The organism is Microvirga massiliensis, from assembly GCF_001006805.1.
GTDB lineage: Bacteria > Pseudomonadota > Alphaproteobacteria > Rhizobiales > Beijerinckiaceae > Microvirga > Microvirga massiliensis.
This window is the reverse complement of record NZ_LN811361.1, coordinates 90,492-115,490: the sequence shown is the minus strand read 5'-3', so window position 1 is coordinate 115,490 and position 24,999 is coordinate 90,492. Positions and strand designations below refer to the sequence as shown.

General features: G+C 62.6%; 28 protein-coding genes. 10 read left to right on the top strand and 18 right to left on the bottom strand.

What is annotated here, in order from left to right:
* Positions 1-22 precede the first annotated feature (22 nt).
* Positions 23-646 (bottom strand): SGNH/GDSL hydrolase family protein, encoded by a 624-nt coding sequence (locus BN1233_RS43440; protein ID WP_187144404.1) that lies wholly within the window; start codon positions 644-646, stop codon positions 23-25.
* Positions 647-1,207: 561 nt separating this feature from the next.
* On the opposite strand from BN1233_RS43440, the gene BN1233_RS30185 reads away from it, so the two are divergent.
* Positions 1,208-2,581 carry an MBOAT family O-acyltransferase gene (locus BN1233_RS30185; RefSeq protein ID WP_046867374.1) on the top strand — a complete coding sequence of 458 codons (1,374 nt, stop codon included), beginning with the start codon at positions 1,208-1,210 and terminating at the stop codon, positions 2,579-2,581.
* Positions 2,544-3,605, top strand: a complete 1,062-nt coding sequence (locus BN1233_RS30180; protein ID WP_244470805.1) for a hypothetical protein — start codon at positions 2,544-2,546, stop codon at positions 3,603-3,605. Before BN1233_RS30185 ends, BN1233_RS30180 begins: the two co-directional genes overlap by 38 nt.
* A 64-nt stretch (positions 3,606-3,669) precedes the next feature.
* On the opposite strand, the gene BN1233_RS30175 is transcribed toward BN1233_RS30180, so the two are convergent.
* Together BN1233_RS30175 and BN1233_RS30170 are read right to left on the bottom strand one after the other, a co-directional pair.
* Positions 3,670-4,659 carry a zinc-dependent alcohol dehydrogenase family protein gene (locus BN1233_RS30175; protein WP_046867373.1) on the bottom strand — a complete coding sequence of 330 codons (990 nt, stop codon included), beginning with the start codon at positions 4,657-4,659 and terminating at the stop codon, positions 3,670-3,672.
* Positions 4,659-6,104: an FAD-binding oxidoreductase gene (locus tag BN1233_RS30170; protein ID WP_046867505.1), complete on the bottom strand. Its 1,446-nt coding sequence runs from the start codon at positions 6,102-6,104 to the stop codon at positions 4,659-4,661. The genes BN1233_RS30175 and BN1233_RS30170 overlap by 1 nt, the downstream gene beginning before the upstream one ends.
* Before the next feature lie 800 nt (positions 6,105-6,904).
* On the opposite strand from BN1233_RS30170, the gene mscL reads away from it, so the two are divergent.
* The 4 genes from mscL to BN1233_RS30150 all read left to right on the top strand — a co-directional run bounded on the left by mscL (position 6,905) and on the right by BN1233_RS30150 (position 9,208).
* Positions 6,905-7,348 carry a large conductance mechanosensitive channel protein MscL gene (mscL, locus tag BN1233_RS30165; protein WP_046867372.1) on the top strand — a complete coding sequence of 148 codons (444 nt, stop codon included), beginning with the start codon at positions 6,905-6,907 and terminating at the stop codon, positions 7,346-7,348.
* 308 nt (positions 7,349-7,656) lie between these two features.
* Positions 7,657-8,061 carry a ribosome hibernation-promoting factor, HPF/YfiA family gene (gene hpf, locus BN1233_RS30160; RefSeq protein WP_046867371.1) on the top strand — a complete coding sequence of 135 codons (405 nt, stop codon included), beginning with the start codon at positions 7,657-7,659 and terminating at the stop codon, positions 8,059-8,061.
* A gap of 125 nt (positions 8,062-8,186) precedes the next feature.
* A complete protein-coding gene (locus BN1233_RS30155) occupies positions 8,187-8,387 on the top strand; it encodes a hypothetical protein (RefSeq protein ID WP_046867370.1) in 201 nt (66 codons plus the stop codon).
* 152 nt (positions 8,388-8,539) lie between these two features.
* Positions 8,540-9,208 carry an SGNH/GDSL hydrolase family protein gene (locus BN1233_RS30150; protein ID WP_046867369.1) on the top strand — a complete coding sequence of 223 codons (669 nt, stop codon included), beginning with the start codon at positions 8,540-8,542 and terminating at the stop codon, positions 9,206-9,208.
* A gap of 114 nt (positions 9,209-9,322) precedes the next feature.
* On the opposite strand, the gene BN1233_RS30145 is transcribed toward BN1233_RS30150, so the two are convergent.
* The 7 genes from BN1233_RS30145 to BN1233_RS30115 all read right to left on the bottom strand — a co-directional run bounded on the left by BN1233_RS30145 (position 9,323) and on the right by BN1233_RS30115 (position 16,400).
* Positions 9,323-9,514 carry an LPXTG cell wall anchor domain-containing protein gene (locus tag BN1233_RS30145; RefSeq protein ID WP_046867368.1) on the bottom strand — a complete coding sequence of 64 codons (192 nt, stop codon included), beginning with the start codon at positions 9,512-9,514 and terminating at the stop codon, positions 9,323-9,325.
* Positions 9,515-10,164: 650 nt separating this feature from the next.
* The gene (locus tag BN1233_RS30140) at positions 10,165-10,446 is read right to left on the bottom strand and encodes a hypothetical protein (RefSeq protein WP_074078396.1); all 282 of its coding nucleotides are present in this window, start codon (positions 10,444-10,446) and stop codon (positions 10,165-10,167) included.
* 142 nt (positions 10,447-10,588) lie between these two features.
* Entirely contained in the window at positions 10,589-11,980 is a 1,392-nt protein-coding gene (gene lpdA, locus BN1233_RS30135) for a dihydrolipoyl dehydrogenase (protein ID WP_046867366.1), read from the bottom strand.
* Positions 11,981-12,052: 72 nt separating this feature from the next.
* A complete protein-coding gene (locus tag BN1233_RS30130; protein WP_046867365.1) occupies positions 12,053-13,381 on the bottom strand; it encodes a dihydrolipoamide acetyltransferase family protein in 1,329 nt (442 codons plus the stop codon).
* A 1-nt stretch (position 13,382) separates the two neighbouring features.
* Positions 13,383-14,396 carry an alpha-ketoacid dehydrogenase subunit beta gene (locus tag BN1233_RS30125; RefSeq protein WP_046867364.1) on the bottom strand — a complete coding sequence of 338 codons (1,014 nt, stop codon included), beginning with the start codon at positions 14,394-14,396 and terminating at the stop codon, positions 13,383-13,385.
* Positions 14,397-14,398: 2 nt separating this feature from the next.
* Positions 14,399-15,631 (bottom strand): 3-methyl-2-oxobutanoate dehydrogenase (2-methylpropanoyl-transferring) subunit alpha, encoded by a 1,233-nt coding sequence (locus BN1233_RS30120; RefSeq protein ID WP_046867363.1) that lies wholly within the window; start codon positions 15,629-15,631, stop codon positions 14,399-14,401.
* A 505-nt stretch (positions 15,632-16,136) separates the two neighbouring features.
* Positions 16,137-16,400 (bottom strand): hypothetical protein, encoded by a 264-nt coding sequence (locus BN1233_RS30115; RefSeq protein ID WP_048708658.1) that lies wholly within the window; start codon positions 16,398-16,400, stop codon positions 16,137-16,139.
* A 261-nt stretch (positions 16,401-16,661) separates the two neighbouring features.
* On the opposite strand from BN1233_RS30115, the gene BN1233_RS30110 reads away from it, so the two are divergent.
* Positions 16,662-16,952, top strand: coding sequence for a DUF6522 family protein (locus BN1233_RS30110; protein WP_046867362.1), 291 nt, complete (start codon positions 16,662-16,664; stop codon positions 16,950-16,952).
* Positions 16,953-17,023: 71 nt separating this feature from the next.
* On the opposite strand, the gene BN1233_RS30105 is transcribed toward BN1233_RS30110, so the two are convergent.
* The 3 genes from BN1233_RS30105 to BN1233_RS30095 are packed head-to-tail and all read right to left on the bottom strand — an operon-like array spanning position 17,024 to position 19,379.
* On the bottom strand, positions 17,024-18,394 hold the full coding sequence (locus BN1233_RS30105; protein ID WP_046867361.1) for a sensor histidine kinase: 1,371 nt from the start codon (positions 18,392-18,394) through the stop codon (positions 17,024-17,026).
* Positions 18,391-19,059: a response regulator transcription factor gene (locus tag BN1233_RS30100; protein WP_046867360.1), complete on the bottom strand. Its 669-nt coding sequence runs from the start codon at positions 19,057-19,059 to the stop codon at positions 18,391-18,393. The genes BN1233_RS30105 and BN1233_RS30100 overlap by 4 nt, the downstream gene beginning before the upstream one ends.
* Positions 19,059-19,379 (bottom strand): PepSY domain-containing protein, encoded by a 321-nt coding sequence (locus BN1233_RS30095; protein WP_046867359.1) that lies wholly within the window; start codon positions 19,377-19,379, stop codon positions 19,059-19,061. The genes BN1233_RS30100 and BN1233_RS30095 overlap by 1 nt, the downstream gene beginning before the upstream one ends.
* Positions 19,380-19,506: 127 nt before the next feature.
* Here BN1233_RS30095 and BN1233_RS30090 point away from each other — a divergent pair, with 127 nt between their 5' ends.
* Complete coding sequence (locus BN1233_RS30090) at positions 19,507-19,788, top strand: PepSY domain-containing protein (RefSeq protein ID WP_046867358.1); 282 nt, start codon at positions 19,507-19,509, stop codon at positions 19,786-19,788.
* Positions 19,789-20,002: 214 nt separating this feature from the next.
* Entirely contained in the window at positions 20,003-20,362 is a 360-nt protein-coding gene (locus BN1233_RS30085) for a hypothetical protein (protein WP_147707629.1), read from the top strand.
* Positions 20,363-20,820: 458 nt separating this feature from the next.
* Here the strand turns inward: BN1233_RS30085 and BN1233_RS30080 are convergent, their stop codons facing one another.
* The 3 genes from BN1233_RS30080 to BN1233_RS30070 form a co-directional block, all read right to left on the bottom strand.
* Positions 20,821-21,777 carry a zinc-dependent alcohol dehydrogenase family protein gene (locus tag BN1233_RS30080; protein WP_342341675.1) on the bottom strand — a complete coding sequence of 319 codons (957 nt, stop codon included), beginning with the start codon at positions 21,775-21,777 and terminating at the stop codon, positions 20,821-20,823.
* 449 nt (positions 21,778-22,226) lie between these two features.
* Complete coding sequence (locus tag BN1233_RS30075; RefSeq protein WP_046867356.1) at positions 22,227-22,445, bottom strand: hypothetical protein; 219 nt, start codon at positions 22,443-22,445, stop codon at positions 22,227-22,229.
* Between the two features lie 211 nt (positions 22,446-22,656).
* Positions 22,657-23,232 carry an NADPH-dependent FMN reductase gene (locus BN1233_RS30070; RefSeq protein ID WP_046867355.1) on the bottom strand — a complete coding sequence of 192 codons (576 nt, stop codon included), beginning with the start codon at positions 23,230-23,232 and terminating at the stop codon, positions 22,657-22,659.
* A 197-nt stretch (positions 23,233-23,429) separates the two neighbouring features.
* On the opposite strand from BN1233_RS30070, the gene BN1233_RS30065 reads away from it, so the two are divergent.
* A complete protein-coding gene (locus BN1233_RS30065; RefSeq protein WP_046867354.1) occupies positions 23,430-23,843 on the top strand; it encodes a VOC family protein in 414 nt (137 codons plus the stop codon).
* 46 nt (positions 23,844-23,889) lie between these two features.
* Here the strand turns inward: BN1233_RS30065 and BN1233_RS30060 are convergent, their stop codons facing one another.
* Positions 23,890-24,069, bottom strand: a complete 180-nt coding sequence (locus BN1233_RS30060) for a hypothetical protein (protein WP_046867353.1) — start codon at positions 24,067-24,069, stop codon at positions 23,890-23,892.
* 112 nt (positions 24,070-24,181) lie between these two features.
* Positions 24,182-24,856: a trimeric intracellular cation channel family protein gene (locus BN1233_RS30055; RefSeq protein WP_046867352.1), complete on the bottom strand. Its 675-nt coding sequence runs from the start codon at positions 24,854-24,856 to the stop codon at positions 24,182-24,184.
* Positions 24,857-24,999: the final 143 nt, after the last annotated feature.

Genomic DNA, 24,999 nt, shown 5'->3' with positions numbered 1-24,999 from the left:
GAAAGGGGAACGTGGCCTCCCACTACCGCGCGGCCGAGAGAATACGGCACAGTGGGAGACGCTCGTAAATGTCGCGATAGGACTTCACGTGCAGGCCGTCTGCCATGGCACCAGGCTTTGCGAGGCCGAATCCTTCGGCATGACGCAAGTCCTTGTATGGGTCCTGGTAGATGCAGCTTTCGAAGCGAGCGCAGACGCCGGCCAGAGTCGTGGAGTAGGACTCTATTGCGTCCACGTTGAAGTAGCGAGCCAATTGCTTATCGATCGGGGGGATTGCTGTCGCAACGACGAGATCCGCTTTGCCTTCGAGCGTGTTCAGAATGCGCTCGATATTTGCCTTATAGGATTCTGGATCGGGCTTTCTCTTGCGCAGGAGGTCGTTCGTTCCGATTGTCAGAACCGCAAGTGCGGCCTTGCGCGGGAAGGTTAGCCGTTCGAGGGCATTCGCATAGACCTTGCTATTCGTGCCGCTCAGACCTGCATTGACGGTGTCCCGCCCACAGAGGGTGCTGGGCTCGCGATACAGGTCGACATGGCTATCTCCTACAAAGAGGATGAATCCCGGAGTCGTGTCCCGCATCTTGGCGTTGATGACCGGGATCCGCTGGCGTGCATAGGTCTCCGCATTGAAATCGTCTTTGGTCATGTAAGCGCCAATCGACCACCCGATCCCTCCGGCCATTACAATGAGCCCGCAGACCATAAGAATGACATGCAACCGCGCGCGATAGTGGCCTGCGCCCAGCGCGGATCTTCCCCGAGAGCGAGGGATAGTCATACCTGATCCTTGCTGATCCAGCAGTCACAATTCTGCCAAATTACGAGTGGTTGGAGGCAAAGTCTTGGACCAGCGGCGCCATTCCCTTACGTAAAATTAATGGGAACTCAGCTACGCAGGAGCCGCCCGTTGACGGTTGCTCCAGGTCCGTCTTCCGGCGGCACCTGCCATAGCCCGACTTGGGTCCATGCAACAACGTAAATGTTTGTACTCATGCGCCTCCAGACCATCCGCACCAGAGGTCGTGCTTGGGTTGCCTTGGGAAGCCCGGACGACTCCGTCCGCTATCCAATGGTAGCGCCGCGACCGATCATGCTCTAACAACCGAATCGGACCACCTCGTGGGGGCCGGCCACGCATAGCCTCAGAAGTGCGCGCCCTCTTGGCGCGGAAGGGGTTTTGCGCGCCGTCCGATGATGCTCAACGGCGATGCTCTTCAACTCATTCGTCTTCCTGTTCGCCTTTTTGCCGGCCGCGCTCCTGATCCACTGGCTCGTGGAGCGCTTCAAGCCGGAATGGCGCCTGCCCGTCCTCTTGGCTCTGTCGCTGCTCTTCTACAGCTACTGGGACTGGCGCTTCGCGCCGCTTCTGGTGGGATCCATCGTGGTGAACTGGCTGATCGCCCAAGCTTTCACCCGTTCGGGACGGGATGTCCTGATCCCACTCGCCATCGCGGTGAACCTCCTCGTCCTCGGGTTCTTCAAGTATTTCAACTTCTTCGCCGATTTCGTGGATGTGATCCCCGGCATTCGGGCGCCCCACTTCGACATCGCGCTTCCGCTCGGGATCTCGTTCTTCACGTTCCACCACATCATGTATCTCACGGACCTTAGGGCCGGCAAAGCGCCGCGCTACGACCTCGTCCGCTACGGGCTCTACATCGCCTTCTTCCCGCAGGTTCTCGCCGGCCCGCTCGTGCGCTGGAGCGAGATCATGCACCAGTTCGACGAGCGGCCCTATCAGCGCCGTGACGCAGAGGAGCGCTTCTCGCGCGGCCTGATGCTGTTGGTCATTGGGCTCGCCAAGAAGGTTTTCCTGGGCGACCAACTCGCGGAATACACCAACCCGATCTTCGCCGCAGCGGCGGCCGGCCAGGCGCTCGACATGGGCGAGGCGCTGCAGGGAGCGCTCGGATTCACGTTCCAGGTCTATTTCGATTTCTCGGGCTACACCGACATGGCCCTGGGGCTCGGGCTCCTGTTCGGCATCGTGCTGCCCCAGAATTTCGACGTTCCCTACCGGGCTACGTCACTGGCGGACCTGTGGCGGCGCTGGCACATGACCCTGTCGCGCTTCCTGCGGGACTATCTCTACATCCCGCTCGGCGGCAGCCGGCGCGGCCTTGCGGTCCAGCTCGGCGCGCTCCTGGCAACCATGACGCTGGGTGGCCTCTGGCACGGTGCGGGATGGAACTTTCTGGTCTGGGGGGCGCTCCAAGGCATCGGCCTAATTATCATCGTGCTCTGGCGCAAGGCCGGTCTATCCATGCCGAGCCTGCTCGGCTGGTTCCTGACCTTCACGTTCTTCGCCCTGACCCTGGTGATTTTCAGAGCCGAAACCTTGGCGGTGGCGGGCAATTTCTACAGAGCGCTGTTGGGGTTTGGGGCGGACGGCTTCACGATGAAGTGGCGGGCCTTGGCGGTCGGCGCGGCCATCGCGATGATCGGCCCGACTGCCTGGACCTTCGTCCATACGTTGCCGCCGCGCCGCTGGATCGCGGCTCTCTTTGCGATTCTATTCCTGGTCGTGCTGTTCAAGATCGGCGATGATGCGAATTACGAGTTCATCTACTTCCAGTTCTGAGGCGGCAGAGAATCCCGCGCGGGTGCAATGGCTGCGCTTCGCCGTCACGCTCGTTGGCGTGACGCTCGCCCTTTTGGCCGCCGTAGTCGGAGTCGCTTATGCGGTCGATCCTTATGATACCGGCCGCTCGACCTTGTTCGAGAAGCCGGGCGTCAGGCCGCAAGGACCGCGCACCGCCAATCCGAGCCGGGGGCGGGACCCGGCCTTCAATGCCGCGATCACCGGGAATTCACGCATCCAGATCATTTCACCCGAGCGCCTGAAAGCGACCACCGGAGTTGACTTCGTTCAGCTGGCGGTTCCCGGCTCCGGGCCGAAGGAGCACTTGGCACTCATCGACTGGTTCCTGCGGCACCGCACAGAGACGCCCAAGGCGCTCGTCGTGAGCATCGACGACATGTGGTGCACGTCCAATCCGGATCTGCCGAACGACAAGCCCTTCCCGTTCTGGCTCTACAGCGCAGATCCCATGGAATACGCTCGCGGCCTGCTCCGCTATGATATCCTGGAGGAACTGCCGCGCCGCCTCGCCTATATCTTCCAGGGCGATCCCGAGCGCGCGCGCCCGGACGGCTACTGGGACTACGAGCCCGACTATATCCGCCTGGGCTACACGAATGACCCAGCCCTCCGGAAACGCCTGGAGGAGACACCCCATTCCGATGCTCAGCTCCTGGACCGGGATCCCCAGGAGGGACAGAGGCGATTCCCCGCGCTCGATCGACTGAAGAAAGTCGCGGCGTCGCTGCCGGAGGAGACGGCCCTGATCCTGGTGATGCCGCCGAGCTACAAGAACCGCCTGCTTCCCGGAGCCGAGCAGGCCTTCGTCGATCGCGCCTGCAAGGCAGCCATCTCGACGGTCGCGCAGGCCCACGCTCGGTCGGCCGTGGTCGATTGGCGCGTCGACAGGTCAGAGAACCGCAATCCGGAGTTCTTTTTCGACACCGTCCATTACCGGCAACCGGTCGCGCAGGCGATGGAGGTGGATATCGCCGACGCGATCCGTCATGTTGCCTCGTTTTAAAGCGAGGTAAACCGTTTAGAACCTGCGAGCTTCCGGGTTTTCTGAACCTATCTTCGTAGGTCGTCTATCTCGGCACCAGCACGGCGGCACCGCGCAATCGGCCCTCGCGCAGATCTGCAAGAGCCTCGTTCGCTCGAGCCAGATCATACTCGACGGTCTCGGTATGAAGGTTTGCCGTCGATGCGAACGCAAAGAAATCGACGGCATCGGCCCGGGTGAGATTGGCGACGGAGACGACCTGCCGCTCCTCCCAGAGGAGGCGATAGGGGAACGAGGGAATGTCGCTCATGTGGATGCCGCCGCAGACGACACGACCGCCCTTGCGCACGGCCTTAAGAGCCGCCGGAACCAGGGAACCGACCGGCGCGAAGATGATGGCCGCATCGAGCGGCTCCGGTGGCATCTGCTCGGAATCACCGGCCCAGGCGGCTCCGAGCTCGCGGGCGAAGGTTTGCGCCGTCTCGTCACCGCGTCGCGTGAAGGCAAAGACCCGCCGTCCCTGCCTGACGCAGACCTGCGCAATGATGTGGGCGGCTGCGCCGAAACCGTAGAGGCCGATCGTACGCGAACAGTCGCCTGCCGCCACCAGCGAACGCCAGCCGATGAGGCCCGCACACAGCAGGGGCGCTGCGGAGGCGGGATCATCGAAGGCCCCCAGCTTGATCGAAAAGGCCGCATTCGCGACAGCGTGGGTCGCGAAGCCGCCGTCGCGCGTATACCCCGTGAAGACTGGCGCGTTGCACAGGTTCTCCCGCTCCTCGACGCAATAAGTGCAGCACCCGCAAGTCCCGCCCAGCCAAGGGACGCCCACGCGCTCACCCAAGGTGAAACCCGTCACGCCGGGGCCGATCTGGTCGACCCGTCCGACGATCTCGTGGCCCGGAACGAGGGGCAGTTTCGGATGTTGGAGGTCCCGGTCGATGATATGCAGATCGGTACGGCATACCGCACAGGCTTCGACCTGCAGACGGATCTCGCCCGGCCCCGGCAGGGGCAGGCTTCGTTCCTCGGGAACAAGCTCCGTTCCAGGCGCGTGCAGAACCATCGCTCGCATCAGGCCAGATGTCCCGTGTGATGCGGAACAGGCCGGATGTTCTGGTTCAAGCGGAATACGTTGTCGGGGTCGTACTGACCCTTGATCTCTGCAAGCCGGCGGTAATTCAGCCCATATATCTTCTCGACGCGTTCGGTCTCGTCATCCGGCATGAAGTTGACATACGCGCTGCCGGTGGCAAACGGCTCAGTCGCACCGAACAGATGCCTTGCCCACGCGGTGCAATGGCTGTCATCCTTTCTGTCACGCCAGCGGGCATGGACATTCATGACAAAGTGGGACCGTCGCTGCGGAAACGCGGTCGCATCGGGCGCCACGTGACTCATCGCGCCACCGACATGTGCGATGAACACCTCGGCCTCATCGCTGGGCAGTGTGTGCACTGCGTCGACAATCGCCTCGATCGCGCCATCGGGTAACCCATCGAGATCGTGGCTCTTCCAGTAGTTGCGTGCTCCCGGCGAGAGGAGCGGATCGAAGGCTCCTTGCCAATCCACAAATCGGTGTGGTCCCACGACGTCGGCAATCGGCTTGCCAAGCGAGCGAAGCTCCTGTGTCACCCTCGCGCCTTCGGCTGGATCCCCAAGATAGCACATCGCAAGGATCAGAACCTCGCGTCCATGCCAGTCCGTAGGCAGGAATGGTAGCGGAGGTGCCCGGCGCATCACGGCCCAGCAGGTCAGTTCCTCGGGCGCATTGTCGACCGCGGCTCGATATTGCTTCAGAAGCTTGGCCGCATCCTCGAACGGATGCACCACGAGTCCCGACAGAACCTCCGGGCCGACTGGGTGCAGGTTGAACTCGAAGCCGGTGACAATGCCAAAGTTGCCGCCGCCGCCCCGGATCGCCCAGAACAAATCTTCGTTTTCCTCGGCGGACGCGCGCACGAGCTTCCCTTCGGCAGTGATCACGTCCGCGGAGACAAGACTGTCGATGGTCAACCCGAACTTGCGGGTGATCCAGCCGAAACCGCCGCCAAGCGTCAGGCCGGCGATCCCGGTCGTCGAGTTGATGCCGGTCGGCACCGCGAGCCCGAAAGCCTGAGTTTCTCGGTCGAGATCAGCCAGTGTTGCTCCGGGTTCAACCCAGGCCTTTTTGGCGACAGGATCGACCCGGACTCCCATCATGCCCGATAGATCGATCATCAAGCCGCCCTCGCAAACGGCATTGCCTGCAATGTTGTGCCCGCCGCTCCGAACCGCCAGTAACAGCTGGTGCTGGCGTGCGAAAGCGATGGCTTGCACCACGTCTGCCGAACCTGCGCAACGGACGATGAGCGCAGGCGAGCGGTCGACCATCCCGTTCCAGATCCGGCGTGCGTCGTCATACCCGGGATCGCCTTTCTGCATGATCTTACCGCCAACCTTACTCGTGAGTTCGAGCAAGACTTCCGGCGAGATCGGGGCTTCTTGCCCATGTAATGTCATGATCGATAACGTGCTCATGATCGGTTCCTCGAACCTATGCAGGTGGTCCGCTACTTCCGACCGGTCGCCGTTGGTGAGTTGTCGTGGCGGCTCGACCCTGGCCGGGACGCTTCGCGCAATCCTGCCGATCGGACGCACAAAGATCTCACACCTGCTCGCAAGGGTTCCAGTTCAGAATCTGAAGTGAGCCCGATATAGATACTGAACTGCTGTCTGGTGCCGAGGGCGTGAACTGGGCATGCGCGCTGGACAGGCCAAGGACAAAAGCTGCCGCGACGAGGGAGAAATTCCGATGAACCTCACCCTCTTCCGACCACGCGTTGGCGCTACTCCTACGTATCACTCCCACTTGACGCTTGGCTCGATCATATTCTCCGAGCCGGTCAAGAGGTGTCTCCCTTCCCGGGGTCAAGGCCGGGAGGGGGACGAACTTGGAGGAAGATGGATCTTTTCCTTGGGACCGGCATCAACTCCTCCTCGACAGCCGCCGCGGTAGGCGCGAACGCCGCACGAACTGCGAAAGAGGCAGCATTAGCCGACCCGCACGATCAAATCTCCGGACCCGCCCCGCCCCGTCTTCTGCCGGAAAACTCATTTCGGTACACTGCAGGACCGACTGCTCGAGCCGCGCTGATGAGGCCGCCGAACCCGGCACTCTCGGCGTATTCAGCATTCCTCGATCTGGCCGGGAGACTCTCCGGCACGCATTTCGCCTGCACGCCCCTTGATGGGGGCAATTGGATAGGCTTTGCTGTTGGAGCCGGCGTGTCTGGGGCACTGCCTTCGGAGGCGCTCATGGCGCCATCAGGGAGGTGGGAATGCTCGAGGAGTTCAAAAAATTTGCGATGCGCGGCAATGTCGTCGACCTCGCTGTCGGCGTCATCATTGGCGCGGCTTTCGGCGCCATCGTCACGTCGCTCGTGAACGACATCATCATGCCGATTGTCGGCGCCATCACGGGCGGACTCGACTTCTCCAATTATTATCTGCCCCTCTCGTCGAGCATCCAGGAGGGCGCCGCCTATGTCGATGCGAAAAAGCAGGGGGCGGTCGTAGGCTATGGGCAGTTCATCACCGTCGCTCTCAATTTCCTGATCGTCGCCTGGGTGTTGTTCCTCGTGATCCGGGGCATGAACAGACTCCAGCGCAAGGAGGATGAGAAGGTCGATGTGCCCAAGGCGCCGGAAATTCCCGCCGACGTGAAGCTTCTGGCCGAGATCAGGGATCTGCTCGCATCCGGCCAAGCTGCCCCGCAGCGTTGACGGCGGTTCTGGCCGGGCGCGGACCACGAGGCTTCGAGCCGCTCGAAAGCCTTCGGGGTCCCCGGCAAGCGTGCTTCTGCCCCGTCAGTCCTCACTTACGGACCCGACATGCTCGCAGGCTACGGCCGTGCTGCAGCACGGCGGGGATCGCGCTGATCGTATGTGCGGGACGAAGGGCCGCATATGGCCAAGCCAGGTGGACTTGGCGTTTGCCTCGGAAGCCATCACATTAGCCTCAGGGTAGACGAAACCAGGAGCGGAGCCCTGCGTTTCGAGTCTACCAGGACCGAGAGCAGGAGGATCATCGCATGAAATTGAGCAGCGTTGACCGGACTATCACCGTCGAGAGTGCGACAGTGGATCTCGGGGAGATTCTTCCGGAATACGTGAGAAAGAACGTCCTTCAAGTTGCGGGAAAATACTTTGGTCGGCTCAATGCAGGCACCGTTTATTTCAAGAAGGAAGGGATCACCTATTACTGCACGGTCAATATGCAGATGGGCGCGCTCCGCATGATGAGCGGCGAGGCGAAGAACAAGGACATTTATGCAGCCTTCAACTCGGCCCTGAACAAGGTTGCCAAGCAGTTGCGCCGCGCCAAACGCGCGCTGCGCGACAACAAGGCCGAGCGGACCGACAAGGATGTGGTGCTGCGCGAGGGGCTGCGTCCCAGCCGCAGAGCGGAAGACGAGGCTGGGGCCCTGAGCATCTGAGCGATGCCGACTTCGACCGCGATCCGGCTCCATTGACACCCGATCGGCCTGATCTCTGCCAGGCAGCAGAGTAAGAGGCTTAAGACGGAGAGCCGCCTTGAACCCGCGGCCATAGCCGCGGTGAGATGCTGAGCTTATTCTTGATTGCGGAGGCCATGATGTCCGGCAACTTTTCCTCCTATCTTCAGGAGGTCGCGCGACATCTTCCTGCCCATGCCAGAAGGCTCGTCACGGGAGACCTGAACCTCACGGTGCTCGCCTGGTTTACGGAGGGCGTTGCCTCGAAGGAGGCGGCACGACGGATCAGACGGGCACTGGAGGAGTGAGATTCACTCAGCTCGCGTAGTGCATCGATTCCATTCGCCTCGGGTGTGCCCCGGCAAGTAGAGATCTGGACGAACTGCGCCGCAGCCGGATTCGACCTGGCAGGCGTGAGAGCCTTGGCGAGAGGCGGAGAGCGGCTGGAGATTGAAGCGGCATGAGTCACGTCGTTCTCCTCGGCGATTCTATCTTCGACAATGCTGCTTACGTCCCAGGTCAGCCCGACGTGGTGAGGCAAGTCCGGGCAATGCTTCCGCCCGGCTGGCGAGCCACCCTCTGTGCTGTCGATGGGGCGACGGCTCGGGACGTCGCGTCTCAACTGCGGAACATCCCGTCGGAGGCGACCCATCTCGTCGTGAGTGCAGGCGGCAACGATGCTCTCCAGCAAAGCGATGTTCTTCGGCAGGCAGCCCGCTCCGTGGCGGACGTCCTGAACCGGCTGGCCGATATTCGTGACCGGTTCGCCCGCGATTACGACGCGATGCTGGACGCGGTGATCCGGTTTCGGCTCCCGACGACCCTCTGCACCATTTATGATGCTCGATTTCCGGATCCGCAGGAGCAGCGCCTCGTCGTGACCGGACTCGCCATCTTCAATGACGTGATCACCCGCGCAGCCTTTGCGCGTCGGCTCCCTCTGATCGATCTTCGCCTGATCTGCTCCGAACCAGACGACTATGCCAATCCGATCGAGCCGTCCGCAAAGGGAGGAGAGAAGATTGCGACAACCATATCGGAAATCGTCGCAGGGAATCGGTCGCAAGCGTCGCCCGTGTTCACAAGCGTCCGCGATCCGCACGTCCAGTTCGGCTCCTCACCTGCATGAGCGGTACGAAACGGCTTGCATGACTGAGCGGAATTCCCGCGACATCCGCGTCCGGCGGAGATCTCGAGGATTCCGTCCGCGCTGATCCTGTCTGCCGAAGGAGCGCGCTTGTCGTCAGATTCGATTTCTGGACCGCATGAAATACCAGATCGCGGCCGCGACGATGATGACGAGCAGAATGATCCACCACCAATTCGCGGTGGTGCCCGTCGTTCCGCCCGGCGCCGGGGAAGCGGGTGTGGTGGTCTGCGCAAGCGCCGATGATACGACCAGAAAGGTGAGGGCGATCCAGGAAATGTGGCGCATATTCCCTCCTTGAGTGATGCCGGATGCCATGACCCTGCCAGCTGTCAGACCGGCACATGCTGCGCTTGGGCCAATTTTACCCCGCCCGTGTCGCCTCTCCCGAAAGCGGCCGATGCGGGGGAGCGCGTTCAGAGGAATCCGAGAAGCAGTGCTCCGCAAAAGAGGACTGCCAGCAGAGCAACGGAAATTGACTGGCCCTGCTCCAACACGTGAAGTCTCAAGCGATCGAACATGGCGGTGCCCTCCGCTTTTCGAATCATGCGCTCAAAACACGCTGAAGGAAAGGACTTCCGCCGGTCGAAGGTACTCGTACCTTGGGCTTAGAGGGGAATACGGCCCCGTGGTCCGGGATGGATCGAACAAGAAGCACAGGATTGGGCCGAGAAAGCCCATCAAGAGGCTGCAACGGCGACCGGAAGCACGACCCGATGCGCAATCCCGGTATCTTCAGCCTTGTCGGACAGGCAGTTGGCCCGGTGGCGTGGCTGGTACGGAATCAGAATTCAAGCCCGAGGCCAGCGATGCTCATGCTCGGCGCTCCAGGCAGCGAACCTCGGCCGGCACATACAAGAACCGGTCCTTATCCCGCCTGCCGTCGCAAATGCTTCCAATATGGACCTTCTTTCCTGCCGTGTCTCGGCTACGACAGGTCAGGACCAGTCCGGCGTCGGCCGAATACGGTCCTGCAGGAGCGCCAGTTGACGATCATATGGCTCGCGCCGCTCGCGATGCCTCGCGCGCAACTTCTCGAGCACGAGGGCCTTCACACGCGAGTCGCTGGTGCTGCTTTCAAGACGCTCCCGCTCCTGTTCGAAATCGAACTCGATGTCAGCCAGCGTGCGGAGCAGCGATTGCATGACCGGCTGGAGATCGGGGCAATAGGTACGTGGTGACGCAACATCATTCTCAATCTGCTGCTTTGCATTAGCCATGTACGACGCCATTCCGTTAGGTAATATCGTGACGGATATACGAGCGAATCGTTCTTCGTCTGTTGGGAACCCGACAGAGCGGGTACAAGGCTGGAACTCCGCTCTGGCCCGTTTCCGAGCGAGGGTAGCGGTGAGGTGGGGCTCAGATGTGAAGAGGGTGGCCCAGAGCCCCGAAGGCGGCCTCGAGCAGGCCTTCGCTCTGGGTCGGATGGGCATGAATCGTGCCGGCGATATCTTCGAGGCGCGCCCGCATCTCGAGGGCCAGGGCGAAGCCGGCCGACAGTTCCGAGATGCCCGCACCGACAGCCTGGATCCCGAGGAGAAGGTGATTGTCCGCCCTCGCGACGACGCGGACGAAGCCAGCTTCCCGCCCCAGGGTCATCGCGCGCCCGTTGGCCTGAAAGGGAAACAGACCCGTCTTGATGTCGATCCCGGAAGCCTTCGCTTCTCCGGGTGAGAGGCCGACTGCGACGATCTCGGGATCGGTGAAGCACACGGCCGGGATGCAGATTCTGTCCCAGACCCGGTTCTGGCCCGCGACGATCTCGGCCACCATCTCGCCTTGCGCCATCGCCCGATGCGCCAGCATCGGCTCACCCGTCACGTCTCCGATCGCATAGACGCCGCGCATCGAGGTGCGGCACCTGTCGTCGATGCGAATGAACCGTCCGTTCATGTCGAGATCAATCGCATCGAGCCCCCAGCCGTCGGTGACCGGCCTGCGTCCGACGGTCACGAGAATCCTGTCGGCGGTGCGCGTCTCTTGCCGTCCGTCCGCCATCTCGATCGTTAGCACGTCGCCTTTGAGCCCTTTCGCCCTGCAGCCGGTCAGCACCTCGATCCCGATCTCGTCCAGGCGTTTTGCGACAGGCCGCGTCAGCTCCGCATCGTATTGAGGGAGAATGCGTGCCTCGGCTTCTATGACGGTCACCGCCGCTCCCAGCTTGGCGAAGGCCGTCCCGAGCTCGAGGCCGATATAACCTCCACCCACCACGACGAGCCTGCCCGGTACCTGAGCCAAGGAGAGCGCTTCGGTCGACGAGATCACCGGGCCTCCGAAGGGCAGGGACGGCAGCTCGACCGATTCGGATCCGGTGGCGATGACGATCTGCTCGGCTCGGATCACCTGCAGCCCCGTCTCCGTTTCGACCTCGACGGTCTTGCCGTCGCGAAAGCGCGCCCAACCCGCGACCATCTTCACGCGCGCTTTCTTCAGGAGGCCCGACACCCCGCCGGTGAGCCGCCCGACCATTCTATTCTTCCAGGCTATGGTTTTCGCGAAATCGAGCTCGGGCCGGCCAACGGAAATGCCGAGCGGGCTCTCGCGGGCCGCGCTGCGCGCCATCATCTCGAATTCGTCGGCAGCGTGGATCAGGGCCTTGGACGGGATGCAGCCGACATTCAGGCAGGTTCCACCCGGCTTCTTCGCCTCGACGATGACGGTGTCGATTCCGAGCTGGCCCGCCCGGATGGCGCAGATATAGCCGCCAGGTCCCGCACCGATCACCAGGAGCTTGCAGGAGATCTCTTTCATCCGATCAAATGCCTCCGTGGACCCGAGCCGTCATTGCAGAATGCGCGGGGCCATTCACCTGTCCCACCGGACTCATTCATCCATGAAGATCAGTGCCGGGGTTTCCAGCAGCGACTTGATGCGCTGCACGAAAACGGCGGCATCCCAGCCATCCACGACGCGGTGATCGAAGCTCGAGGACAGGTTCATCATCCGGCGCGGAACGAAGGACGAGCCATCCCAGACCGGGCGCACCATGATCTTGTTGACGCCGACGATCGCGACCTCGGGATGATTGATGATCGGCGTCGACACGACGCCGCCCATCGCGCCCAGCGAGGTGATCGTGATGGTCGAGCCCGTCAGCTCCTCGCGGGCCGCGCTTCCCGCCCTTGCAGCTTGCGCTAGGCGGTTCAGCTCCGTTGCGCAGCCCCAGATATCGAGCGCCTCCGTATGCTTTACCACCGGCACCGTCAGGCCCGCAGGCGTCTGCGTCGCGATGCCGATGTGGACGCCTGCGTGCTGATGCAGGACACCTGCTTCATCGTCGTAAAGAGCGTTGACGTTGGGCTGCTCGGCAATCGCGCGGACCATGGCGCGCATCAGGAAGGGCAGAAACGTCAATTTCGGTCGGCTCTCGCGCTTCTGCTGGTTGAGCGTCGTGCGAAGCTCCTCGAGCGCGGTGACATCGATCTCCTCGACATAGGTGATGTGAGGAATGCGCGATTTCGCGAGCGACATCTTTTCGGCGATCCTGCGGCGCAGGCCGACGACTTTGACGTCTTCCACGAAAGTCTTCGTCTGCAGGCCGGGCGCTCTTGCAGGCGCAGGTCCATGAGCCAGGAATGCATCGAGATCCTCATGGGTGATGCGGCCCGCCGGTCCCGTGCCGGGAATCTGGCGCAGGTCCAATCCCGCCTCTCTTGCCCTCAGGCGAACCGCCGGTGATGCCAGAGGCTTCTCGCCCTCTGGACGAGGAGCGTTGCGGAGGAGCTGCCGTGACGATGCAGCCCGCGCAGGCCTCTCCGTTGCGGCCGCCGCGGCCGGTCGGGGCGGCGTGTCCTCTCTGCGCGAGGGGGGCTGCGCTGCCGGCTCGCCGCTCGGTGCACGAGATTCAGGAGCGGCCGCAGCCGGGGGCTTCGGCTCGCGCTTTGGAGGCGCAGCGACGGCCGAGTGATCGCCGACGGTCTTGAGGCGGACGAGCTCGGAGCCGACAGGCACCATGTCGCCGACTTCCGCACCCAGCCAGAGAACCTCGCCCTCGACGGGCGATGGAATCTCGACGGTCGCCTTGTCGGTCATTACGGCAGCCAGGATCGTATCCTCTCGAACGAGGTCGCCGGTCTTGACATGCCACTCCACGAGTTCGGCTTCCGCGACACCCTCACCGATATCTGGCAGTTTGACGACGTGCTCCGTCATTTCACTGCTCCATGGTTTCGAGCAGCGCACGGCCGACGCGGCTCGGACCCGGGAAGTAATCCCATTCCTGAGCGTGCGGGTACGGCGTGTCCCAACCTGCCACGCGCGCGATCGGAGCCTCCAGATGATAGAAGCATGTTTCCTGAACGAGGGCGCAAAGCTCGGCGCCGAAACCCGATGTGAGCGTTGCCTCGTGAACGACGACGCACCGGCCGGTCTTCCGCACCGATGCGACGATCGCCTCCATGTCGAGAGGCACGAGCGTGCGAAGATCGATGATTTCGGCATCGATGCCGGTTTCGGTTGCAGCCGCCTCCGCGACATAGACCATCGTGCCGTAGGTCAGGACCGTCACGGCGGTCCCGTTGCGCCGGATCACGGCCTCGCCGAGCGGTACCGTGTAGTGGCCATCCGGGACCTCTCCCAGCTCATGCTTGGCCCATGACGTGACGGGACGCTCGGGATAGCCTTCAAAGGGGCCGTTGTAGAGCCGTTTCGGCTCGAGGAAGATCACCGGGTCGGGATCCTGGATCGCGGCAATCAGCAGGCCCTTTGCATCGCTCGGGTTGGATGGCACGACGGTCTTGAGACCACAGACATGGGTGAAGAGAGCTTCGGGACTCTGGCTGTGGGTTTGCCCGCCGAAGATGCCGCCGCCGGTCGGCATCCTGACGACGATCGGACAGGTGAACTGGCCGTTGGAGCGGTAGCGGAGTCTCGCCGCCTCTGACACGATCTGGTCATAGGCCGGATACATGTAATCCGCGAACTGGATCTCGATGCACGGGCGAAGTCCGTAAGCCGCCATCCCGATCGCGGCGCCGACGATGCCGGATTCGCTGATCGGCGCATCGAAGCAGCGGTTTTTGCCATATTTCGCCTGCAAGCCCTGGGTGGCGCGAAAGACGCCGCCGAAATAGCCGACGTCCTCACCGAACACGACGACGTCGTCGTCGCGGCCCATCATGATGTCCATGGCATCGCGGATGGCTTCGATCATGGTCTTGCGGGGCATCTTCAGACTCCCGCCAGCTGCCGCTGCCGTCGCAGATGGGGCGGCATCTCCTCATAGACGCCCTCGAACATGTCCCGCGCCGAAGGCTTTCCGCCGGCATGAAGCGTACCGTAGCGCTCGGCCTCCTTCTGGGCAGTGATGACCGCGTCTAGAATTTCCGCCTCGGCCTGCTTGTGGCGCGCCTCCGACCAGGCCCCGCGAACAATGAGATGGTTCTTGAGCCGGATCACGGGATCTCCGAGCGGCCATGCGTCGGATTCGGTCTTCGGGCGGTAGGCGGACGGGTCGTCGGACGTGGAATGCGCGCCGACCCGGTAAGTGACATATTCGATCAGGGTGGGACCGAGATTGCGGCGCGCTCGCTCGATCGCCCATTTTGCGACCGCATAGACGGCCAGATAATCGTTGCCATCGACTCTCAGCGCCGGAATTCCGAAACCGAGACCGCGGGCCGCAAAAGTGCCGGAGCCGCCGCGCGCAATGCCCTGGAAGGTCGAAATCGCCCATTGATTGTTGACGATGTTGAGCACGACCGGCGCATTGTAGGTGGACGCGAAGACGAGGGCCGCGTGGAAATCCGACTCCGCCGTCGATCCGTCGCCGATCCAGGCGGCCGCGATCCGCGTGTCGTTCTTGATTGCGGAGGCCATCGCCCAGCCGACCGCCTGGATGTACTGCGTCGCGAGATTGCCGGAGACCGAGAAGAATCCGTAATCCCTGGCCGAATAGAGAACCGGAAGCTGTCGCCCCTTCAGCGGATCCCGCTCGTTGGAGTAGATCTGGCACATCATGTCGACCAGCGGGTAGCCACCGGCGATCAGCAGGCCCGCCTGGCGGTAGGTCGGGAAATTCATATCCCCGGGCGAGAGCGCTTTTCGGAAGGCGCAGCTGACGGCCTCCTCGCCCATATGTTGCATGTAGAAAGAGGTCTTGCCCTGCCGCTGTGCGGTTTGCATGCGCGAGTCGAACGCGCGCAGCGTCATCATGTGGCGCAGACCCTCGAGCAACTCTTCGTCGCTCAGGAGGCCAGCCCAGGGGCCGACCGCCTCGCCGTTCCGATTGAGGACGCGGATGATCGAAAAGGCGAGGCCGCGGATCGATTCCGGGTCGGCGTCCACGGGCGGGCGCTCGACGGATCCCGCTTTCGGAATCGGGACATCCGAGAAATCGGGATTGTCGCCCGGCCGGACCGCCGGCTCGGGCACATGAAGGCTCAGGGGGGCGTAGTCATTCATCGCGTTTCCACTCCACGCGTGCCCGGTCAAGACTGCGGGGCATCATGGCGACGTGCCGGTCCGGGCCAGTGGCTCGCGTCGAATACGATACGGGAGACGCGAGCATGATGAGTACTGGTGCGGCACGGGCCGTTTGCCAGTCCAACGGATGGTGGATGGGGTGCAAAGACAATAGCGGAAAGGGTCCGGCACCACTCCGTTTCCGGCAGTGGTCTCCTGTCCTCATGCCACCCCGTCATTGTAAATGAAGTGGAGCAATCCAGGAGCGCATCCGTCGAGGGGTAGATTGCTTCGCCTGCGGCTCGCAAAGACGGAGGTGCGGCGGAAGCGGCAGTGCATCACGCCTCCGCTCGCAATGGCGGCAGTCGGTCCGGCAAGACTCCATCCGCAGCTGTGCTCCTCGTGCCCGCGGTCCTCTCCGTTATTGCGAATGAAGTGGAGCAATCTGGCCCACTGGCTCGAAAGCGGTATCCTTACACCACGCTTGCGGCAGGACCGCTTGGCCTCACGCGGCGAGCGCTGACGATTTCGCGTCTGCGTCGGGCTGCGTGCGCTTCTCGATCATTCCGAGCGCACCGCTTCGAGCGGCGCGCATCCATCCCCTATAGAGGCCCGATGCTTCCTTGGAAAAACGAGCACGCTGCTTGAGGGCGCTGAAGGAATCGTTCGGGTGGCAGGCATCGTAGGCCTCGCGCACCTGCGCCTCGAAGTCGAGTTCCGCCAGATCGGCTTTGTCTTCAGCAATCGCCACGTTGCGATGATACGACATCGGGACTTCTCCAGGACCTTTCGTCCAGCATAGTGCGCGATGGCCTGCCGTTTGTTGCGCTGCCGCAAGTTGAATTCCGAAGGCCATGCTTCGGGCATGGACAATCCCGGGATGCACCTGCCGCTCCGTGGGAACATGGGCTCCAACGATCGTCCGTCTTCTTGATCCGAAGCAACGAGCGTGCGTCAGCATCGGCGGTAAAAGGAGCCAGATCCAAGGCGCCGACGGCGAGCAGGGCTTGTCAGAAAGAGGAGAGCCATCATGCCTGCGATCGAGATTCACGACGATGGCATTCAGATCGATGCCCGGATGCTCGGCGAGGGGCTAGGGCTCGAGCCGGACACGATCCCCGACCTGCTCCGCCAAGGTGCCATCACGAGCCGTTGCGAGCGCGGAAGCGATGATGACGAAGGGCGCTATCGAATGTCGTTTTTCTACCAGGGCCGCCGCTTCCGAGTCGTGATCGATGATACCGGGCGTATTCTCCAACGCTCCACGATCGACTTTGGCGGCCAGGACTTGCCGGGTGCGCTGCGCAAGCCGGGCTCGTGACCAGCTCGGTCGAGTTCCGGCGCCAGTGGGCTTCATGACCCACGCACCGTTATGCTCCGGGTCCGCCGGCGTCAGAGAACGGATCGAGGCGAGTCCGGGAGGTGGAGTTCGGCCAGTAGCCCGCCAAGTTCCGAGCGTCCCAGGGATAGCGATCCCCCGCAGGTCTCGACGAGATCGCTCACGATCGCGAGGCCGAGACCGCTCCCCGGCTGGCTTTCATCGAGACGCTGTCCACGCGCCAGAGCCGCCGCAGCCTCAGAGCCGGGAATGCCCGGGCCATCATCCTCGACGCTCAGCACGAGATTGGTGTCGGTCCACCACCCCGTGATTCGGATCTTCCGCACGGCCCACTTGACCGCGTTCTCGGCAAGGTTTCCGAGCATCTCTGCAAGATCCTGCGCATCGACCCGAGTGCTGATGCCTTCGGGGACGATCACGTCCCAGTCGAGGTCGTGTCCGCGCGGGGTCCGCCGCAGGACGCCGACCACCTGGTCGACAACTGGCCGCAGCGGATGGGAGGCTCGCGGATGGATCCGCGCGCCGGCCCGCGCTCGCGCGAGCTCGCGTTCGACGTGGCGCCGCATGCCGTCGGTCACGGCAGCGATCTCGTCCGCGATTTGCTCTTCGCCTCGCGCCCGGAGCTCCGCCGCATCGGAGGTCAGAACGGTCAGCGGCGTCTTGAGTCCATGAGCCAGATCCGCCGCTCTCGCCCGGGCTCGCTCGAGGGCCTTCTCCTGAGCATCGAGAAGGTGGTCGACCTCGGCTGCAAGCGGATGAACTTCGTCGGGGAAATTCGTTCCGAGCCGGGTCGCCCGTCCCGCGCGTACTGCGGCGAGCCGGCGCCGGACCGTATCGAGTGGCCTCAGCCCGACGGTAACCTGCACCCAGGCGGCCGCGACCAGAATCGCTGCGAGGAGCGCCAGGGAAGGCACGAGGTCGAGCGCAAAATCCCGTCCGGCGGCATGGATCTCCGAACGGTCGATGGCGACGGCGGCTCTGATCCTCCTATCTCCGAGCCGCTCGGGCAGTTGGACCTCACGCTCCACGACGAGCAACGAGGATTTGGCGGGGCCGGGAATCACATGCTCGTGGACTTCCCCATCCAGCAGCGTGTCCGCCGGGAGAGCCAGCGTTTCATCCCACAGAGAGCGCGAGCGTAGGACGGGTCCGTCGGGCTCGGCCGCAACCTGCCAGTAGAGGCCGCTCAAGGGCTCGAGAAAACGCGGCTCGGCGGGTTCGCTGACGACCTGGAGGGCCCCGTCCTGGGTACGGTCGATTCCACTCACGATCTGGTCCAGATAGATCTGGAGCTCGGACGTCATTCGCCGTTCGACATGGCGCTCGAACAGGAGCAGGAGCCCAATTCCTGCGATCACGAGGGCCAGGACGATTGAGCTGGCCGCCGCGGCGAGGAGCCGACGCTTGAGCGAGCCTCGCCTCATGGGGCTACAGGGTTCGGGACGATGTAGCCGAAGCCGCGGCGTGTTTCGACGAGGTCGACCCCGATCTTCTTGCGGAGGCGTCCCATCAGGACCTCGACCGCATTCGGCTCGCGGTCGTGGTCATGGGCGTAGAGATGTTCCATCAACTCGCCGGACGGAACGACCCGCCCGGCATGGTGCATCAGGTAATGAAGGCATCTGTATTCGAGTGGGGAAAGGGCGACCGGTGTGTCGTCGATCGTGACCCGCATCCGACGAGTGTCCAGGGCGACCGGGCCGATCGTCAGGACTGGCGTCGCCCGCCCGGCGGCGCGGCGCAGCAGGGCGCGCATGCGGGCCAGAAGTTCCTCCATCGCGAAGGGCTTCGTCAGGTAGTCGTCCGCTCCGGCGTCGATGCCCTCAACACGCTCCGCCCAGGCGCCACGCGCCGTCAGGATCAGGACCGGGAAATCCCGGCCGCCGGCCCGCCACTTCTTGAGAACCGTAAGCCCATCCATTCTGGGCAACCCGAGATCGAGAACCGCAAGGTCGTAGTCCTCCGTATCGCCATGGAACCAGGCCTCCTCACCGTCGTCCACGTGGTCCACGGCGTAGCCGGCAGCTTCGAGGACCGTCTGCACCTTGCCGGCAATTCTGGCTTCGTCCTCGACCAGTAGGATGCGCATCAATCCTCCTCCCGCTTCAGGATTTGGGCGGACGCGGCATCCACGTAGACCTCGGCGAGGCGCCCTCCGGCCCCGATCACTTTGAACTCATAGACCCAGCGACCCCGCTTGCGCTCGAAGGACACCCCGACGACCTCGCCCCCGAGATCAGGGCGCACCCGTGCGAGAATGTCGGAGAGCGGAAGCGCCTCGCCGCTCTCGACTGCGCGACGCGCCCGATCGTGGTCGCGATCCTGATCCGCCAGGAGAGCAGACGGGAGCAACGTGGCCATTCCGCAGAGACTCAGGCCGATCAGGTGGCGGCGGGTGAGACAGAACATGGCGTCATCATGGTTTCTCGAGGCTGACAAGTCGCTGACATGGATCAACACCGGGGTGAAAGCTGCCGCAAGCTAAAGTCTGTCCATCGATCGGACATGGTGTTCCGATCGCATGGAGGGAACCGAGATGCGTAAACTCATGACCCTGACCGCTGTCGCGGCGGCCATCGGACTGGGCGGCTTTGCCGTAGCAAGCGAGAATGACGTGCGTTGTGGAACAAGCTCGGACCGCGGAGTTGTTGGGTCGAGCGTGATCACCAAAAGCCTGGAAGACCTCGGCTATCGGATTCAGCGGATGAAGACGGATCACGGCTGCTATGAGATCCGGGCCCTGAACGATAGCGGCTATCCCATCGAGGTTACTTATGCGCCAGCGACCGGAGAGCTGATCAGCGCACAACTTCGATAAGGCCAGCCCGGACATGTAGCGCCAGACTGCGACCTACCGGCAACGTCATTCCTGCATCAACGTGTTTTCGTTCGACAGAGGAGATTCGAACATGTTCAGGAGAAAGAGACTCGTTCCGTATCTGGTGATGCTCGGGATGATCGCCGGAAGTTCCGGAGCAGCGCTTGCTGCAACGGGTCATGACCACGCGGCCGGCAGTGCTCCAGTCGCCGAGATGGTGCTGAACAACGGGCAGAAATGGCAGACCGATGACGCATTACGGAAAGGCATGACCGAAATTCGCTCGGTGGTTGCTGATGCACTGCACCCGATCCATGAGGGCCGGTTCGCGGCTGCCGATTTCGGCACGCTGGCCGATAAGGTGCAGGAGCACACCGATTTCATCGTCGCGAACTGCAAGCTGCCGGCCGATGCGGATCTTCAACTTCATTTTGCCATCGCGCAGATCCTCGATGGCGTCACGGCGATGAAGGAGGAAGCAGGGCAGGACCAGGGCGTCGTTCACGTGATCCAAGCGCTCAACGCATATGGCGAGCACTTCGACCATCCTGGTTGGGTACCGCTATCGCATTGAATGAAGCGAACGGACGCGAAATTACGGTAACGCTGAAGCGAGTCCTCGCACCGTGCCCTGTCGAAAATGAGGGCCGAGGCCGCAAAGAATGACCTGGTGTCTCCAAAAGCATGCGGGCTCCCCGAGTTATCGGCGGAGCCCGCTACGACCTGTTGGTCGAACGTCAAAAATCAGTTAATCCGGAGTTAATCCGGCCAAGATAGAGAACTATGATCGTCGAAATCTTCTGACCACCTCCATCCGCATTGAGAGGTATTCGTTCTGCCCTGTGGCCAGCATATCGTCGGTGGAGTCATTGTCGTAGCCTCCATCCCTGTAGATGTCATTTAATGTTGCAACGATGGGTGCCCGCGTCAAGAGGCCGGTCACTGAAAAATCTGAACAGCCAAGGCGTCGCTTGGTGAAAGTGCCCAAGCTCTTGCTCATTTTCTTCGCTGTCTGCGCATCGGTGTGTGCTGCTATAACATCTCGATCGCGATCTTGCCGAAATGCTCTCCTGCGGCCATGCGCGCGAAGGCAGCTGATACCTCGTCGAACGCAAAGCGCTTCTCGTCCAGAACCGGGCGCAACTGTACCGCTGCACAGGCTCGCAGCATGGCCATGAAGTCCGCACGCGAGCCCAAGGTAACACCTTGCATTCGTATCTGGCGCATGACCACGAGCGGTAATGGCACGGCCGATGCCGCCGCGCCTGTAACCACTCCGATCATCGCAATCGTACCGCCGACGCGTACAGCCCGGATCGATTGCGCCAGCGTCGTGGCTCCGCCGATCTCGATGACGAGATCGGCTCCTCGCCCATTGGTCAGATCCTTCACAGCGCGCGACCAATCGGGCTCGGCCCGATAGTTGATCAGATGATCGGCGCCGAGCTCCTTACCTTTCGCAAGTTTCGCGTCCGATGAGGATGTGAGAATGACGGTGGCGCCTGCGAGTTTTGCAAATTGCAGGGCAAACAGCGCCACTCCCCCTGTGCCCTGGACGACAACGGCATCACCGGGAGCGACGCCACCGAGCTTGACGATTGCGCTCCATGCAGTGACGCCCGCGCAGGGCAGGGCTGCCGCCTCGGCGTCGGTCAGGTAGTCCGGCACGCGCAGCAGGCCGTCCTCTGGGAAGACTCCGTACTCGGACAGCACACCGTTGAGATGAGCGCCGAGGCCGGTCCCGAGCTTTTCGCGATCGGGTTCGCCTTCGAGCCAACCTTGGAAGAAGATGGGAGTAACCCGATCACCCGAGCGCCATCGCGCTACTCCCTTTCCGGTTGCCTGGACGACGCCCGCGCCGTCGGAGACCGGAATCAGCGGCAAGCGAAGCTTCGGATTGTATGTTCCCTCGACGACCAGCAGGTCGCGGTAATTGAGGGTCGCGGCGCTCATCCGGACGAGCACCTCTCCCGCCTTCGGCTGTGGCATTGGTCTCTCGACAAGGCGGAGATGGTCCAGGCCGAACTGGCCGCTGATTTCGAAGGCGCGCAAGAGTGATGTCCTCGTATTGCGAGTACGGTTTCACTCCAAATTATGGCCGCAAAAACGGATTGCACTACAGGGTACGATTCCCGGCGTAGAGTTGCCGCATTCGCTCGCGCGTCCTCTGACGAGCGCGGTGTTATGCTGTGCTTGCCGCGTAGGCGCTGTCACCCTCATTCGCTCCATCGGGGCGCCCCCCGTAAGGGGCGAGGCGAAGGTAGATTTGGGTTCGTTCTGCCAAATTGGGGCGACCTCTCCCACAAGGGGCGCGGGTGAGGGGGACACTCTGCGCTATCCGAATCACATCAGTGTACGCCGCTCATCGCCTTCCGCTTACATGCGGAAACGTCGTTCACTCCGTAAACTGGAAACACGGGAAGTCCGGCGCAGAGATATTATGAGCGAAGTACTTCGACTTCGCCACAGGCACGCTCCTTCCGATCGCACATGACCGGTTCGCGATCCAGGCGTGAGAGCAATGCGCGAACGTTGTTCGGGGGCGGACGCTGCAGGATAACGTCATAAACGATGTGGAGATCGTCGCGGATGGCGCGAAGAAGCTCTGCATCCGACTGGAGCGGAGCCCGATCGACAAGTCTGCCATCCCTCGCCATCGCTGGTCTCCATGCTTCCGCTGCGTCAGGCGGATAAGAACGGCGCGATTCGGGTCAAAATGGGGCGATGGTAAACGAGTTGTGAATTGTAAGGATAAAATGCCGAATTCGGCTCGTGCTCACCACGCCGCTCTTCGTCGATGCGAATCAATCTGTCGTGGGGTGAGAACAGTGTTCGGACACCTGCCGATTCGAGATGCGTGCGCGGCGCTCACTTCGCCGAATGGTTTCGCATCGGTTTCAGGCACTCGGCCCACCGCGCGAGTTCGTTGAGCATCGCGATGGCCGCATCGGACTGGATGTCGTTCGGCTTGAACGCGCCACCCTCAATGTACTGCGAGACCATCGAAACCACCACGGATTCTATAATCGGCACCACCTTCAGCGTCGTCAGCGTGAGCTTTTCGACCTGCACCGCGCGCATGCCTCCGGACATGCCGCCGTAGCTCACGAAGCCTGCCGGTTTGTAATTCCACTCGAGATAGACGTAATTCAAGACGTTGAGCAGCGACGGCGGAGGGCCATGATTGTATTCCGGCGTCACAAAGACGAATGCATCCGCCGCATTCACGCTCGCGGCCCAGCGCTTTGTGTGCTCGTGCTGATATTGCTGCAGCCGAGGATGTTTGGGTTCGTCGAAGAGAGGCAGGTTGAACTCGGCCAAATCGACTAAGGCTACATCGAATTGATCATGTTCGATCGCGACCTCATGGAACCAGTGCGCAACGGTTGGGCCAACTCGCCCCGGACGGGTGCTGCAAATGACAACGTGAAGCTTGCTGCGCAACGTGGACTCCTTTGCGTGGTCATGCTGTCCGTTGGAACGATGGGAATGGATCTCGGGTTCCGCTCCCTCCCGAGCCTGGCTCTCGCCGAGAGACGCACGGACCGTCAGGCCCAGGATGGCCCTCTATCGGGGCATAGCGATATGATCGAGCACGCTTATCGGCGCCGGGTCACGCCTGCAGGATTCGGGAGAGAAACATGCCCAAGCTGGAACGAGTGCTCGAAACCGTTCTCTACGTCGCCGATCTCGAGAGGGCCGCTGCCTTTTACGACACCATCCTTGGGCTGCGCTGCATCCACGCCGATCACCGCATGCGCGCGTTCGATGTCGGCGGCAACGGCGTTCTCCTCCTTTTTCCCCAAGGCCAGTCTCTCGAGCCCATTGAGACACCGGGTGGTTCGATCCCGCCTCACGACGGCCAAGGGCCGATGCACGTCGCCTTTTCGATTCGGGCGGACGAGCTGGAAGAATGGCAGCAGCATCTCACCCGTGCCGGGGTCGACCTCGAAGGGCGCACCCAATGGCCGCGGGGCGGAGTCAGCGTCTATTTCCGTGATCCCGACGGGCATCTGCTCGAGATCGCCACGCCGGGACTATGGGCAGGTTACTGAGGCCTCGTGTGCCGCTGGTAATGGACCTCGTTCGCGCTTGCTCGGGTCACGGCTGGTCGACGAGGCGTCTGATCTCGAAGAGCGCGCCCAGGATAAAGACTGTGAACACGACAATCATGACGGTCGGCGTGACGAGGTCGATTCCCGATATTGCGCCGAGAGCAGCGAGCACGAGAAATGCCGGCACGAGGGTGATGGCAAGCAGGATGGCAAGGTCGCGGTTCACAAGTGATTCCTCTGAGGGAGAGCCACCGGCATATTGCCGAAAGTGAATCCGGCTGGCCACCTGATTTGGCACGTGCGCCGCAAGTTGTCGCCCCGGGGCTGCCGGGCGGCGGTCAATCGTCGCGCCTTGCAAGGGAGCCGTGCTTCTGCAACTCGGCCAGGGTGCGCCCCGGACGCGGCTTATACCGTGGCAGCGACCATCCGCGATAGAGGGCTGCGCCTCGTAGCGAGAATCCGGCCGTCAGGCCGGCTCCGATCGCAATCTCGCGTGGAAGGCCGGCTCCGATGGCGGCGGTGAACACTACGGCGCCGAGAAGTGCGGCGGTGACATAGACCTCCCGGCTGAGCACGACGGGGCTCTCGGCGCCCAGGACGTCCCGGATCACGCCCCCGAACGTTCCCGTGATCACACCCATGGTCACCGCGACGACCGGGTTTGCCCCGCTCTCGAGCGCTTTTTCGGCCCCGACCACGGCGAAGAGGGCAAGGCCAACGGCATCGAACCAGAGTAGGAGCCTGTAGCGCGAACCCGGAATGTGAGCCGTGAAGAAGACGATGCAGGACACGACCACGCAGGTCACGAGATAGGCCGGCTCCTGAACCCAGAAGACCGGGAGGCGCCCGAGTAGCAGGTCCCGCACTGTGCCGCCACCGATCCCCGTCGCGGTCCCGAGTAGGGCGAAACCGACAATGTCCATTTGCTTGCGGGACGCGACCAGTGCCCCCGAGACCGCAAAGACGACGATCCCGAACCAGTCGAGCACCGTGACGGCAGTCTGAAAGTACATTGGACCGTCTGAAGAGTGGAGCATGAACGCGAAAGGGAAGGGGCGGGATAGGGCGAGTGTCGCGATGTCCGTCGCCCTCTGCGCCAAACGGTCTGGAAAGGGAAGGGGGCGGCTCGAACCGGATTGGCACAGTGCGGCTTGGC

Bases quoted from the DNA above. Each gene is read 5' to 3' on its own strand.
- BN1233_RS30170 (WP_046867505.1), bottom strand. From the start codon at position 6,104: ATGAGCACGTTATCGATCATGACATTACATGGGCAAGAAGCCCCGATC.
- BN1233_RS30185 (WP_046867374.1), top strand. From the start codon at position 1,208: ATGCTCTTCAACTCATTCGTCTTCCTGTTCGCCTTTTTGCCGGCCGCG.
- BN1233_RS30095 (WP_046867359.1), bottom strand. From the start codon at position 19,379: ATGTTCTGTCTCACCCGCCGCCACCTGATCGGCCTGAGTCTCTGCGGA.
- BN1233_RS30180 (WP_244470805.1), top strand. From the start codon at position 2,544: ATGATGCGAATTACGAGTTCATCTACTTCCAGTTCTGAGGCGGCAGAG.
- BN1233_RS30145 (WP_046867368.1), bottom strand. From the start codon at position 9,514: ATGCGCCACATTTCCTGGATCGCCCTCACCTTTCTGGTCGTATCATCG.
- BN1233_RS30175 (WP_046867373.1), bottom strand. From the start codon at position 4,659: ATGCGAGCGATGGTTCTGCACGCGCCTGGAACGGAGCTTGTTCCCGAG.
- BN1233_RS30080 (WP_342341675.1), bottom strand. From the start codon at position 21,777: ATGCCACAGCCGAAGGCGGGAGAGGTGCTCGTCCGGATGAGCGCCGCG.
- lpdA (WP_046867366.1), bottom strand. From the start codon at position 11,980: ATGAAAGAGATCTCCTGCAAGCTCCTGGTGATCGGTGCGGGACCTGGC.
- BN1233_RS30140 (WP_074078396.1), bottom strand. From the start codon at position 10,446: ATGGCTAATGCAAAGCAGCAGATTGAGAATGATGTTGCGTCACCACGT.
- BN1233_RS30100 (WP_046867360.1), bottom strand. From the start codon at position 19,059: ATGCGCATCCTACTGGTCGAGGACGAAGCCAGAATTGCCGGCAAGGTG.
- BN1233_RS30055 (WP_046867352.1), bottom strand. From the start codon at position 24,856: ATGTACTTTCAGACTGCCGTCACGGTGCTCGACTGGTTCGGGATCGTC.
- BN1233_RS30115 (WP_048708658.1), bottom strand. From the start codon at position 16,400: ATGTCGTATCATCGCAACGTGGCGATTGCTGAAGACAAAGCCGATCTG.
- mscL (WP_046867372.1), top strand. From the start codon at position 6,905: ATGCTCGAGGAGTTCAAAAAATTTGCGATGCGCGGCAATGTCGTCGAC.
- BN1233_RS30150 (WP_046867369.1), top strand. From the start codon at position 8,540: ATGAGTCACGTCGTTCTCCTCGGCGATTCTATCTTCGACAATGCTGCT.
- BN1233_RS30085 (WP_147707629.1), top strand. From the start codon at position 20,003: ATGGTGCTGAACAACGGGCAGAAATGGCAGACCGATGACGCATTACGG.
- BN1233_RS30075 (WP_046867356.1), bottom strand. From the start codon at position 22,445: ATGGCGAGGGATGGCAGACTTGTCGATCGGGCTCCGCTCCAGTCGGAT.
- BN1233_RS30155 (WP_046867370.1), top strand. From the start codon at position 8,187: ATGCTGAGCTTATTCTTGATTGCGGAGGCCATGATGTCCGGCAACTTT.
- BN1233_RS30090 (WP_046867358.1), top strand. From the start codon at position 19,507: ATGCGTAAACTCATGACCCTGACCGCTGTCGCGGCGGCCATCGGACTG.
- BN1233_RS43440 (WP_187144404.1), bottom strand. From the start codon at position 646: ATGACCAAAGACGATTTCAATGCGGAGACCTATGCACGCCAGCGGATC.
- hpf (WP_046867371.1), top strand. From the start codon at position 7,657: ATGAAATTGAGCAGCGTTGACCGGACTATCACCGTCGAGAGTGCGACA.
- BN1233_RS30125 (WP_046867364.1), bottom strand. From the start codon at position 14,396: ATGCCCCGCAAGACCATGATCGAAGCCATCCGCGATGCCATGGACATC.
- BN1233_RS30130 (WP_046867365.1), bottom strand. From the start codon at position 13,381: ATGACGGAGCACGTCGTCAAACTGCCAGATATCGGTGAGGGTGTCGCG.
- BN1233_RS30065 (WP_046867354.1), top strand. From the start codon at position 23,430: ATGCCCAAGCTGGAACGAGTGCTCGAAACCGTTCTCTACGTCGCCGAT.
- BN1233_RS30110 (WP_046867362.1), top strand. From the start codon at position 16,662: ATGCCTGCGATCGAGATTCACGACGATGGCATTCAGATCGATGCCCGG.
- BN1233_RS30105 (WP_046867361.1), bottom strand. From the start codon at position 18,394: ATGAGGCGAGGCTCGCTCAAGCGTCGGCTCCTCGCCGCGGCGGCCAGC.
- BN1233_RS30120 (WP_046867363.1), bottom strand. From the start codon at position 15,631: ATGAATGACTACGCCCCCCTGAGCCTTCATGTGCCCGAGCCGGCGGTC.